General features: G+C 45.6%; 10 protein-coding genes. 2 read left to right on the forward strand and 8 right to left on the reverse strand.

Translation table 11 applies throughout. The features are described from left to right. Window positions 1-122 precede the first annotated feature (122 nt). Complete coding sequence (gene map, locus HJV72_RS09115) at window positions 123-932, forward strand: type I methionyl aminopeptidase (RefSeq protein ID WP_208070419.1); 810 nt, start codon at window positions 123-125, stop codon at window positions 930-932. A gap of 2 nt (window positions 933-934) precedes the next feature. Here the strand turns inward: map and HJV72_RS09120 are convergent, their stop codons facing one another. The 6 genes from HJV72_RS09120 to HJV72_RS09145 all read right to left on the reverse strand — a co-directional run bounded on the left by HJV72_RS09120 (window position 935) and on the right by HJV72_RS09145 (window position 7,583). Then, on the reverse strand, window positions 935-1,492 hold the full coding sequence (locus HJV72_RS09120) for a DUF3795 domain-containing protein (RefSeq protein WP_208070421.1): 558 nt from the start codon (window positions 1,490-1,492) through the stop codon (window positions 935-937). A 102-nt stretch (window positions 1,493-1,594) separates the two neighbouring features. Then, the gene (locus HJV72_RS09125; protein WP_208070423.1) at window positions 1,595-4,720 is read right to left on the reverse strand and encodes a type 2 lanthipeptide synthetase LanM family protein; all 3,126 of its coding nucleotides are present in this window, start codon (window positions 4,718-4,720) and stop codon (window positions 1,595-1,597) included. 80 nt (window positions 4,721-4,800) lie between these two features. Further along, entirely contained in the window at window positions 4,801-4,953 is a 153-nt protein-coding gene (locus tag HJV72_RS09130; protein WP_208070425.1) for a hypothetical protein, read from the reverse strand. A 27-nt stretch (window positions 4,954-4,980) separates the two neighbouring features. Continuing rightward, on the reverse strand, window positions 4,981-6,285 hold the full coding sequence (locus HJV72_RS09135) for a sensor histidine kinase (protein ID WP_208070428.1): 1,305 nt from the start codon (window positions 6,283-6,285) through the stop codon (window positions 4,981-4,983). After that, entirely contained in the window at window positions 6,282-7,007 is a 726-nt protein-coding gene (locus HJV72_RS09140; RefSeq protein ID WP_208070430.1) for a LytR/AlgR family response regulator transcription factor, read from the reverse strand. The genes HJV72_RS09135 and HJV72_RS09140 overlap by 4 nt, the downstream gene beginning before the upstream one ends. Before the next feature lie 18 nt (window positions 7,008-7,025). After that, window positions 7,026-7,583, reverse strand: a complete 558-nt coding sequence (locus HJV72_RS09145; protein WP_208070432.1) for a hypothetical protein — start codon at window positions 7,581-7,583, stop codon at window positions 7,026-7,028. A gap of 120 nt (window positions 7,584-7,703) precedes the next feature. Here HJV72_RS09145 and HJV72_RS09150 point away from each other — a divergent pair, with 120 nt between their 5' ends. Continuing rightward, complete coding sequence (locus tag HJV72_RS09150; RefSeq protein ID WP_208070434.1) at window positions 7,704-8,039, forward strand: helix-turn-helix domain-containing protein; 336 nt, start codon at window positions 7,704-7,706, stop codon at window positions 8,037-8,039. A 128-nt stretch (window positions 8,040-8,167) separates the two neighbouring features. Here the strand turns inward: HJV72_RS09150 and HJV72_RS09155 are convergent, their stop codons facing one another. Both HJV72_RS09155 and ftsH read right to left on the reverse strand, forming a co-directional pair. Continuing rightward, entirely contained in the window at window positions 8,168-10,216 is a 2,049-nt protein-coding gene (locus tag HJV72_RS09155; RefSeq protein WP_208070435.1) for a glycoside hydrolase family 13 protein, read from the reverse strand. 44 nt (window positions 10,217-10,260) lie between these two features. Further along, window positions 10,261-12,108: an ATP-dependent zinc metalloprotease FtsH gene (gene ftsH, locus HJV72_RS09160; protein WP_208070436.1), complete on the reverse strand. Its 1,848-nt coding sequence runs from the start codon at window positions 12,106-12,108 to the stop codon at window positions 10,261-10,263. Window positions 12,109-12,116 lie beyond the last annotated feature (8 nt).

Here is a 12,116-nt window from a genome sequence, read left to right on the forward strand (position 1 = left end):
GAGGTTTTTTAAAAAACCTCCGTCCCCGATCAAATTCAGGGTGTCCCCAACCGCATATAAAGTGCTATAATATAGCATATTGTATATTATATATTATGAGTAAACAGAAAGCAGGGAAAATTATGGATAAACTTGATATTAAGCTCTGGTCTCTTGCCGCCAAGGGGCAGATTGTGCCTGACCGCTCTCTTTTGAAGACTCCCACCCAGATTGAAGCCATCAAAAAAAGCGCTGCCTTGAATACGGCAGTGCTTGACCATGTCGCGGCCCACATCCGCGAAGGCATGAGCACCGCGGAGATTGACCGGCTTGTATACGACTATACGACAGAGCACGGCGGCATTCCTGCTCCGTTGCATTACCAGGGATTCCCAAAGAGCGTGTGCACTTCTGTCAACGATGTCGTATGCCACGGGATCCCGGATGAGAACGAGATTCTTAAGAATGGTGATATTATTAATGTAGATGTATCCACGATATTGAACGGCTATTATTCCGACGCGTCCAGAATGTTTTCCATAGGGAGCATATCCGAACGAGCCGCAAAGATTCTGAGCGTTACCGAAGAATGTGTCGAACTCGGGCTAAAAGAGGCAAAGCCATGGGGGCATCTGGGAGATATTGCTTACGCCATCAACACGCATGCCCGTGATAATGGATATTCCGTCGTTGAAGATATCGGCGGACATGGAATCGGACTAGAATTCCATGAAGACCCATATGTCAGCTATGTCACTCCTAAGGGCAGCGAGATGGTGCTCGTCCCCGGGATGATGTTTACAATCGAACCTATGATAAATGAAGGCAGCCCTGACTTCCATGTAGACGAGGCCAACGACTGGACTGTATATACGATTGACGGCGGGCTGTCCGCTCAAATTGAATATATGGTCCTTATCACGGAAAAAGGGGCAGAAGTTTTAACCCGGTAACATTATTTTTTACCGGGTTTTTTAATCAGCTTCAGCTCAATACCTTGTCCGCCCGCATGCTCTCTCAAAAGCTGCACGATACAGGCTGCCTTTTCTTTCAATGTAAACCTCTCTGACCGCGCCAGCGCCTCCGCCCTCTCCACGATAGCCTTGATATCCGGCAGTTCCAGAAGGTTTACTGCCACGCAGAACAAATTCTTGCGCCGGCCGTCATTATAATTCTCCAGGAGGAAACGCAGCAGCCGCGCTTTCTCCTCCTGCTCCGCCACGTAGCAATCCACTCCTACCTCCTTTGCCTTCAGCAGATCCTTTCTCATGTTCCGGTGCGTAATGAAGGAATCAAATTCATCGATGCCTTCATACTTTTCGCACGGATAATCTCCACATTCATAGCAATATTCTACCTTGCCATGGGACATGCTGCACTTCGCTATCTTGCAGGCCTGGTTGCCTTCCCCTCCTCCGCAGCCGGGGCAGTATCCGCCAAGATGCATCGGGCAAAGGCCACAGTTTAATCCACACAGTGACAGCAGTAAATTGTCTCTTTTAAAGTCCTTCATAAGTGGTTCTCCTCCTGTCAACACTATGATTTCATCTATTATAACATTGTCTGACAAGACAAGGACAGCTGTTTTTCTATGAGTAATTTATTCTTTCAGATTCTAAACTTCCAGACAAAGAACATCCGCAAGCCCCTCATCATATATACAGAGCAGGGCATAGCCTATTCCTGTATAACCGCTCATCAGACCGGGGTTATACCTTTCCTGCGGCAGAAGTTGGGACAGATCTCCCCTCAGCTTTTCATATACATACTGGACATTTCTCCATTTATACCGCTTAGCCGTCTCGTTTTTATTATATTTACAATACTCCTGGAGCATAAGAAGGTTCCCCATGCTTCCGTGACAGAGACACATGCCCTCTCTCATGCACTTTTCTACGAGCTTATCCGACGCCCGCTTTATGTCTGGCTCCATGATATCTTTCAGAACCCCTGCGGTGCTGTTTGACGCCATAATCCTGGACAGAAGGATTCCTCCCGCGCCATGACACCACGCAACCGTATCGGCCTGCTGCCTGTCCACGCCTTCCTTCGCCCGAAAATCCGTCCAGTTCTTTAATTCAGAGTCATAACAGGCATCTTCGTAGAGAATCGACAGCCTGGAGGCATCCAGATACTCCTGTTTTCCACTCACCTCATAAAGGGCGGCAAATGCGGTCATAATCCCTGCATTCCCATGGGACATTCCAAGCAGGGCAGCTTCCGACAGCCCATTTTTCCAGCACAGTCCTTCGCAAGCCTCTATGGCACCCTCCAGCAGACGGCCCGCAGTCTCTTCTGCCGCCAAAAGCCAGGTTCCATCCCCCGTACAACCGTGGAGCAGGAGAAATGCATGAACCGCACCTGCCAGTCCATCGAGGAGGTCAAAGTTCTTATCCTTCCGGACACATCTGGCAACTATCTCCCCGTGCCGTCTGGCATAATCAAGATACTCCTCTTTTCCTGAAGCCTTATAAAGATACAGATACCCATACACAATTGATGATTCGCCATTGTAGATTCCTGTCGGCAGCACGTCCGTACCCGATGCCCGCATGTGATCCGTGTAGGCAAATAACTGGCGGTCCAGCTGCAGGGCCGCCTTCTCAAACTTCTCCCCACCTGTATATTTGAAGAGCAGATGAAAATATACTGCTATCCCCATTATTCCGCTGTAGAGATACATATCCACCGGCTGAATCATCCAGCTTAGGCTGCCATCTGTCGTCACACAGGCCATATACCACCCTTTGTCGTCATTGCCAAAGTCCACTGCTCCCGCAAGGAGCCTTTCTCCGATGCAGGCTGCCATTTCCAGCAGCTTCTCTTTACCTGCGGAGGCAAATTCCTCTTCACAGCTGCTGTATTCCTCGGCTTCCCCATTTACGAGCTCATTTTCCACATGGCTTTGAAGTACAATTGTCATCTCGATGAGCTCAAGCTGGCTCGACATATCCGAATCATTTAGGCTGTCAATCTTTTCAAGGAGCGTCTCATAGGAAGTTCTATGAAAATATCCTTCCAGCCGATTTCCGTCTGCATGGTACAGATTCTTCTCTGAAGAAATAAAATAAAAGAAGGGTATGTCATGCTTAAGAAGATCTCTTACCTCCCATTCGACAATCCGCCTGTCCAGGTCACTTTCTATCTTCCTCCCATACCACATCGTATATAGATATATCTGGCGCCTTGCACCGTCCGTCAGCAAAGCCGGATGGTAGGAACTGTTCTGGCACATGACATAACGCTGCGTATCCGCGAGCAGGTATCTGCTTTCCACATGCTTCAGCGGCTGCGTCCAATCAGCCAGCTCCTCCTTATTATGGGCCGCCCACGCATAAGCCGCCCGGAAGCCGGCGGTGATATAGACGAGATATCGCTCAGGTCCTGACGGTGTTCCCTGGAGCACAGGCGTATTATCATCAGATTCAAGGACCGGATGCACATATTGAATCTGTATGTCGGACGTCCTGCCATTGACAACCCGCGGCACCTTAAATGGCATCCTGCTGCCCCCTTTTCCCCCGATTCCGCTCACATTGACATTTCCCCCGTCCTGCATCCATTTGCAGCTTGGAAGTACTCCGGAGTAAAGCACAGAGGTATGTAAAAACATCTGGACCTTTTCAATGATATCGGATGCCTCAAACGTCTCAGGCGCGCTCATTATATTCTCCAGATCAACAAGTACCGGATACTCGCCATGAGCAATTATATTTTCGCTATGAATGTCATTAGTCCCAAGCAGGTAAAATGCAAAAATACATACGCCCATCCGGCGATAATATCTCTCCATCTCCTCCTGGCAAGTGCACGCCTTGCGTTTGACACACTCGCTGAACCCCCATCCGGCACCTTCTACACGCTTCATCCGGTACATGTCAACTCCGCACTTTTCCCCGAGAGCCTGCAGGAGTTCCTGGAACACCTTTTCATTTTCCAGGCTGTGGGGTTTGTATATGATGGTCATCCCATTGTCCAAGCCGATTCTCAGGACACTCTTCCCGCCATTGTGGGAATCGGCTATGTCTCCCTCTATGCCTGTAATATGTGTAAATGTCTTCCCTTCGCAAATACGTTCCGTGACCGCATCCGCCACCTCCCGGAGACGGTTTACAGCCTCGGCATACAATTCTGCCGACATTGCGACCGCTTCTTCAACGCTTCTTTCCAGTACCGGATACTTGCCAAAGAGTCTGCTTCTCCACTCCTCACCTATCACTTCATCTACAAAGTATTCATATTCTTCGGAAGCATCCTTCCCCTCAAGATCACCCTCTGATTTGCTCTGGCGCAGTTCATGGATTAAAGTCCGGATACAGATCTTCTGCAGCCTTGCAAGTAATGAAAACTGATATTGTTCATACACTTTTGGGCTGCATATATCACTATGGACGATAAGCTTCTTCAGTCTTGTAACTCCCGCTGCCAGATAAGGAGTATAAAACTGTATAAAGTTCTCCTCCTCATATTTTGCAGCAAATACGACCGTTTCCTCAGGCAGCTCATTCCAAGCAATGTCACGCTCTATAGCAGCGTGTGCATAGCTCCTAGCAGCTCCTTCATAATCCTGCCCGGACAAATAGGTTCGTATCTGGGGGATGTTGGCATATAACTCCTGAAAAAATTCCTCCCCCATTGTTCTTTTCCAGAACCTCAGCTCCTCTATGTTAATCTTAGATTCGATACATTCCATATCCCGGAAGCTCCGCTCCCATAGATATGTTTCTCTTTTATCTCTCATAAGCACCTCTTGTACAATAGATATATTGATATAAAGTTTAGTTTAAGAAAAGGTAAGAGCTTAATGCTCTTACCCTCTTCTTAATTACAGCAGATAATTGTGCAGAACTGAGAACATGCCTTTGTCCATGTTGCATACGGTACGCCAACTTCTTCATTAACAAGTTTTTGTACTTCTTCGAACTCCTGCAATAAATCACCGGCTAATACCACATTTTTTTCTTCATTCTTCATGTTTTAGCCTCCTCCCTATAATAAAATTTATAATCCATTCTCAAAGAATGTAATTACTACGGTAAATATTTCCTCAGTATGACTACAGTGCACTTCTCCATCATACTTTTCCACTAATGACTTTACAGATTGTAAGCCAAGCCCATGTATTGCTTTATTATGTTTCTCCGTTACATACTTTCCATCCTTCATAATAATTTGTTTTTCAATGCTATTCTCTATCTTTATAATCATTACTTGCTTTTTCTTCTTAATTGCAACATGTATCCACTTCTCTTTATTTTCAATTTTATCACATGCTTCAATGGCATTATCCAAAAGATTAAAAAATATAATTCCCAAATCATTTTCATCTATTTTCCGACAAAGTCTTGATTCAATATCAGCCCAAAAACGCACACCTTTTTGGTTTGCTTCATATCCTTTAACGTTAAGAACTAAATTTAGCACTTGAGAATCACAAAAGGTATAATTGCTTAATTCTTCCAACGGAGTTACTATGTTTTCCAAATACTGCTGTGCCTTATCGTATTCATTATGCTCCATATAGTTCTTAAGCAATATCATATGATTTTTAAAATCATGATAAACATAACGGCTATTTTCATATAAGCCATAAAAATTATCATAGTTTTTCTCAAGTAATTCATTTTTCATTTGAATCATTTGAGCTTGAGATTTTAAATAAATACTTTTTAATTCAATAACCATTAAAGTTAATAAAATCACCAAACAAGTAATTACAAAAAAACTATCTCCCAGACTATTAGCTCCACCACGGTCTAATAATGTAGTTAAAAGCCACCACCACCAAATTCCACCAACTGTGCCTAGACCAAACAATGCTCCCCTATAGCTATCAATATCAAACTTTAGTTTTTTTGCATATAACTGTAGAACATAGCAACTTGTAATCATAATTACTCTTGAAATTACATAAATAATAATTCTACCGAGACTAGCACGATAATATATTTTATTCCAATAGCCATCTCCAAGAATGCTTATTGCAAAGAACGATAAAGCTAAATCTAAAAGAGAAGTCAATAATAGATAATCAAGTATAAACATAAAACTTAGCAAAGCCTTTTTTCTAGTATAGGCATAAATCAGCCCCCAAATCATAGCAACCCCTGCTAACAACACTAGAAATGAGGCAAAAGTTATTGTCCGATTCCAAACTACAAAACCAGATATAATAAAAGTGCATATTATTATATACCACCGATGTCTCCCCACGACTTCCCCGTGGTAAATCAGCTTATCACAGGCCCAGAAGCAAACGCCAATCTCTGCCAGCGCCAGAAAGAACTGCAACATCTCCACTATCATATGTGCTCTCCCCAATACTGGTTGATCCGCTGTTTAACGGACTTGACGTTGGCCCTGCTTATCTCCATAACATCGCCGTTGTCCATATGTACTTCATTTCTGATAATCTTGTCTATACGCTCTATGTTTACAATACTGCCCCGCTCTATCTGTATGAAAGAAGAACCTTCTAATTCCTTAAGCACTTTTTCCAGAGTTGTCCGTTTCTTGTGGACGCCGTTATCTGTGACGATGACCGTATTCTTTCCTTCTTTGTACATGCGGATTATCTTCGGATGGTCTATCTTTTCATACCTGATATTATTGTGTATAACGAGAAACTGGTCCGTCTTGTTCTTAAGATTATTCTGAATCTTCTCGAGAACATACGGCAGCGTCGTCTTCATCTTGCTTTTCAGTATATATTGGTAGGCCTGAATGCTCAGGTCATAGCTATATATGGCAAATTCAGGATGTGATGTCAGGAATACGATATACGCATTCTCCTGCATCTTCCTGATATATTTTGCCAGTTCTATGCCGTTTACTCCGGGCATCTCGACATCCAGCAGATACAGGTCATACTGTCTGTTTTCTTCCAATTCATATCTCAGCATTATGGGCTTTGTAAAGCACTGTACGTTTTCAGACTGTTCCTGATTCTTTCCTACTTTATCCAATACAATCGTGTGCACCAATTCCACGATTTCCGGATTGTCATCTACAATGGCTACTCTAATCATAATGTTTCTCTCTAACCCTTATCTTTTTATCGTAAAATAGCGGTTACGGCGCATATCCCAGAACAGGGAACGGCCGTTCCGTATGGTTAGACGGTACTTGTCTTTAGGCACGACATTCTTGTTGACGTCCAGCATTTTTCCGCTGTAGTAATAATACATCCCGTCTTTTCCATTATTTACCTTCTCTATTATATCATCTATTACTTCATGAATCGACATCGAATGTATATGTGGATTCCATCTGCCAATCATGCTCCTGACCTGGCTCTTATTCGCCTTTATAACGGGGCAGTCATGGTACAGTCTGATGAGCAGCTCCTCTTTATTCATGTCCAGCGCTTTTATGACACGGTCAAATAAGCGGCTATTGTCTTCATAGTCATTTCCCTGTTCCAGATACACCTGCATATGTGCCAGCGACTGCCGCACATATCGTTTGTCACCGCTGACCAGATATTTATCATAGAGCCAGCCGATGCTGTCTATGAGCACTTCGCCTGTCTCAAGCCCTTCCTTCTCCAGATTCATTACGGCCAGCCGGATAGTTTCTGCGTAGTCATTCGTGTGTTTAATCATTCACTCCGTCTCCGTCTTATATCTCTGTTTTCTTGCATATTAGTAAATATATATGCATATTAGTTATTTCATATTTTTATAAAATATTGTTACACTAATCCAAAAGCGAAAGGAGCCATCATGGAAGAAAAAATCGGATTAAGAGTAAGGCAGGCCAGATTAGATGCCGGGCTTACTCAGGAAGAGCTTGCCGAGAAAGCAAACTTATCTTCCAGTTTTATCAGCCGTCTGGAAAATGGAAAAATTCTTCCCAGCATCAAGAAACTTCATATGCTGGCCGATATACTGGATATCGGGCTGGAAGATCTGCTCCGCGATTTTTTTCGTCAATCAGGCGGGCCTTCGGATGCGCTTACAGAACAAATCTTTTATCATGTAGATATGATGACTGTTCCTGAAAAACAATATCTATTGGCATACGTCGAATTATTTCGCAACTTTATAGGAAAAAGATAACATGTTTTAAGGAAGCATATGCAAACTTGTCTTCAAATAGTATGGTTTTGTCCTTAAACAGGAGAATATAGAGCGAATAAAAAAAACAGGCAATATGCCTGTTTTTTTGTTCTTGTATTCTATATCCCCTATCTTTCTTCCGCTATCGTCTCAAGCACAAGGGCGGAATGCGCCCCCATATTGACGACCAGCTCACCGTCGTCAACAAGATATTCTTCGTATTCTGTGGTATGCCCTTTGGTATATGAGTAGATGAGCCTCCTCATACGGCATTTGGCTGGTACTTCTGCCCTCCAGACCGGTACGGTCACCTCTGTGAGCTCACTTCTGTTATTGATGATTACTATAATCTGCTCTTCCTGAAGGAAGCGGCCGTAAGCCAGCACATTCTCCGCCCATGACAGCATGTTCAGCGAGCCCGTCCTCAAAGCTTTGTGCTCTTTGTGTATACGTATCATTTCCTTGTGGAATGACAGCATCTCCTTATCTTCATTTCCCCAAGGATAAGTACGCCTGTTGTCAGGATCCGTGAATCCACAGACTCCTGCCTCATCCCCGTAATATACGGTCGGGGCCCCGGTCCAGGTCATCTGGATTACAACAGCCTCGCGCATGACCGCAGTATTGACATATGCTTCCGCTGCCTGTGGACCCAGCTTCTCTACACGGCCAACCATGTGGTTCGTCCTTGTCAGGAACCTGGAATGATCGTGGTTGGACAGCTCATTCATAGCCACCTGAAGAGACGGCGTAAGCATATTGGACATATGGTGAGAGATAGAACCGACAAAGTTATCCGCATTACCCGACAGCTCTTCCCTCGCTTCATCACTGTGCTTTTCCATCCCGGTCAGGAACCATGTGACCGGTTCCATAAATGCGTCATAGTTCATGACCGTATCCCACTCGTCACCTCTGAGCCATTCGCTTGGATCGCCATAGTGCTCCGCAAGTATAAGGGCGTCGGGATTGGCATCTTTCACCGCTACCCGGAACTTCTTCCAGAACTGATGGTTATATTCGTTGCTCCGCCCCAGGTCCGCGGCCACGTCCAGACGCCAGCCGTCCACATTGTACGGAGGCGATACCCACTTACGTCCGATATATAAAATGTAATTTTCCAGTTTTACAGAATCTTCATAGTTCAGTTTCGGCAGGGTATCGTGTCCCCACCACCCATCATAATTATGATTGTACGGCCAGTTTTCCGGCTCCTCTTTGTAAAATCTAAAATAGCTCCTGTATGGGCTGTCGGGAGATACATACGCTCCCTTGTCATAATCATCCTGGCTTTCATATATCCGTTCCCTGTCCATCCACTTATTGAATGAACCGCAATGGTTAAACACCCCGTCCAGTATGATCTTCATCCCCCGCCTGTGAAGTTCTTCCACCAGTTGTATGAACAGCTGGTTACTGGCTTCCAGGTTCCTGCGGTCCGTGGTGCGCTTCTGGTACTTGCTGGCCTTAGAGTTGTCCGTCACGCCCTCGGGCAGGACCTCTCCTCCATCTTCCAATATCACTCCGTAGTGAGGGTCGATATAATCGTAATCCTGAATATCATATTTGTGATTCGACGGTGATACGAACAGCGGGTTGAAGTACAGCACCTCGACTCCGAGCTCCTGCAGATAATCCAGCTTATCCATGACACCCTTCAGGTCTCCGCCGTAGAATTCACGTACACCCATCGTATCAGGATACTTGTTCCAATCCGTGACCTTGTGGCTGTAGCCTCCAATATAAAAGTATTCATTTGACTCTACGTCATTGGACTTATCCCCATTGTAGAAGCGGTCGGTGTATATCTGATACATCACGGCTCCTTTGGCCCAATCCGGTGTAGAAAATCCCGGTGCTATAACAAAATCATAAAATTCAACAACTTCTTTTGACACACCACATCTGTTGTAGAAACAGACTTCTTCACCAGAGCGGATTTCAAAGCAATAGTGGAAACGCTCCTCATTCAGCCGCCAGCTGATTGTGTAATAGTCGAACCCGCCCCTGGTATCTTCTAGCTCCATTTCGTAACCGCCGACTCTGGTTACGAGGCGGACACTGTCCACATCATCTTTGGCTGTCCGGAACCGGAGCGTCACCCTCTCATTCTCCGCCGGTTCGGGCGGACTGACATAGCTCGCGGTTCCATCACAAAACAAAGCTTGTTCCTTCATGCAACTCAATTCCTCTCTATATTATATATCATATACTTTTTCTTTTAAGCTTCAGACACCTCTCCTGTGAATAATGACTCAAATTCATCTCTAGATATTTTTTCTTTTTCCAACAGCAGTTCTGCACATGAATGCAGTACATCATCGTATTTCTTAATAATGCTTCTTGCTCTTGTGTAGCACTCATCTATGATACGTTTTACTTCCTGGTCGATTATCGTGGCAACACTTTCCCCGTATCCTCTGGAAGCATGCGCCAGGTCACGGCCGATGAATACTTCGTCACTATCGTCATCGTAATTGACAAGACCTACCGTCTCGGACATGCCGAACTTCGTCACCATGGATTTTGCCAGGCTGGTCGCCTGTTTGATGTCCTGTGACGCCCCTGTCGTTATATCGTCAAGGACCTCTTCCTCTGCAACCCTGCCGCCAAGCGCAACCGTAATGTCCTGAAGCATCTTTCCCCTTGTATTGAACATCTCATCATTTTCAGGGAGGGGCATCGTATACCCGCCCGCTCCTCCGGTCGGTATGATCGATACACTGTATACCGGCCCAACATCGGGCAGTACGTGGAACAGTATCGCATGGCCGGCTTCATGGAACGCCGTAATCCGTTTTTCTTTATCGGATATGATACGGCTCTTCTTCTCTGCACCGATACCTACTTTGACAAATGCTTTTCTGATATCTTCTTGTTTCAGATAGATGCGGTTGTCTTTTGCCGCTATGATTGCCGACTCATTTAGGAGGTTTTCGAGATCTGCACCGGTAAATCCTGCTGTAGTCTGGGCAATCTGCTTCAGATCCACTTCTTCGCTGAGCGGTTTGCCTTTTGCGTGCACTTTCAAGATCTCTTCCCTGCCTTTGACATCAGGCCGTCCTACCATGACCTTCCTGTCAAAACGACCCGGGCGCAGTATGGCAGGGTCCAGTATATCGACACGGTTAGTCGCAGCCATTACGATGATGCCCTCGTTCACGCCGAAGCCGTCCATCTCTACAAGCAGCTGATTCAGCGTCTGCTCCCTCTCGTCATGTCCGCCGCCCATGCCGGTGCCCCGCCGTCTGGCTACCGCGTCGATCTCGTCGATAAAGATGATGCAGGGGGCATTTTTCTTAGCCTCCTCAAACAGGTCTCGGACCCGGGAGGCGCCGACGCCGACAAACATCTCTACAAAGTCGGAGCCTGATATGGTGAAGAACGGCACGCCCGCCTCTCCGGCCACCGCTTTTGCAAGAAGCGTCTTACCTGTCCCCGGAGGACCTACGAGGAGCACACCCTTTGGGATGCGTGCTCCGACCTGGATATATTTTTTCGGAGACTTTAGGAAATCGACAATCTCCTCCAGCTCTTCTTTTTCTTCTTGAAGCCCCGCAACCTGGGCAAATGTTATCTTCTTATCTGTATCCGTGCTCAGCCTTGCACGGCTCTTCCCAAAGCTCATAGCCTTCGCGTTGGCACCGCCTCCCTGGCGGTTCATCAGGAAGAATATAATCAATATGCCGCCGAACATGAGCAGCATAGGTACAATCGTAGTTGTCAGCCAGCTGTCCTGGGGCACATCCGGCATCTCATAATCGATCCCTTTCTCTTTCAGGTAGCTCTGAATCTCATTGACATCTGACACATAGTAATATCTTACCTCGCTGTCAGAGCTCTTTTTATCTTTCAGCTCTACCTCTACCCGTCCCGTAGGAACGTTTTTATTCTGTGACACGACTACTGATTCTACGTTGTCTTTTTCGATTACCCGCTGAAATTCCTTCCAGGTCAATTCTTTTTCTTTCTGGTCAAACTGGTTGGTGAACCATAGCGCCGCAAATAAGAACACGACAAAAATAAGCAAGGTTACACCGCTCAGCCCTCTTCCTTTTTTCTCGTTCAATGTTTAAA

The sequence above is a fragment of the Extibacter sp. GGCC_0201 genome (assembly GCF_017566055.1).
GTDB lineage: Bacteria > Bacillota > Clostridia > Lachnospirales > Lachnospiraceae > Extibacter.

Bases quoted from the DNA above. Each gene is read 5' to 3' on its own strand.
- map (WP_208070419.1), top strand. From the start codon at position 123: ATGGATAAACTTGATATTAAGCTCTGGTCTCTTGCCGCCAAGGGGCAG.
- HJV72_RS09120 (WP_208070421.1), bottom strand. From the start codon at position 1,492: ATGAAGGACTTTAAAAGAGACAATTTACTGCTGTCACTGTGTGGATTA.
- HJV72_RS09125 (WP_208070423.1), bottom strand. From the start codon at position 4,720: ATGAGAGATAAAAGAGAAACATATCTATGGGAGCGGAGCTTCCGGGAT.
- HJV72_RS09130 (WP_208070425.1), bottom strand. From the start codon at position 4,953: ATGAAGAATGAAGAAAAAAATGTGGTATTAGCCGGTGATTTATTGCAG.
- HJV72_RS09135 (WP_208070428.1), bottom strand. From the start codon at position 6,285: ATGATAGTGGAGATGTTGCAGTTCTTTCTGGCGCTGGCAGAGATTGGC.
- HJV72_RS09140 (WP_208070430.1), bottom strand. From the start codon at position 7,007: ATGATTAGAGTAGCCATTGTAGATGACAATCCGGAAATCGTGGAATTG.
- HJV72_RS09145 (WP_208070432.1), bottom strand. From the start codon at position 7,583: ATGATTAAACACACGAATGACTACGCAGAAACTATCCGGCTGGCCGTA.
- HJV72_RS09150 (WP_208070434.1), top strand. From the start codon at position 7,704: ATGGAAGAAAAAATCGGATTAAGAGTAAGGCAGGCCAGATTAGATGCC.
- HJV72_RS09155 (WP_208070435.1), bottom strand. From the start codon at position 10,216: ATGAAGGAACAAGCTTTGTTTTGTGATGGAACCGCGAGCTATGTCAGT.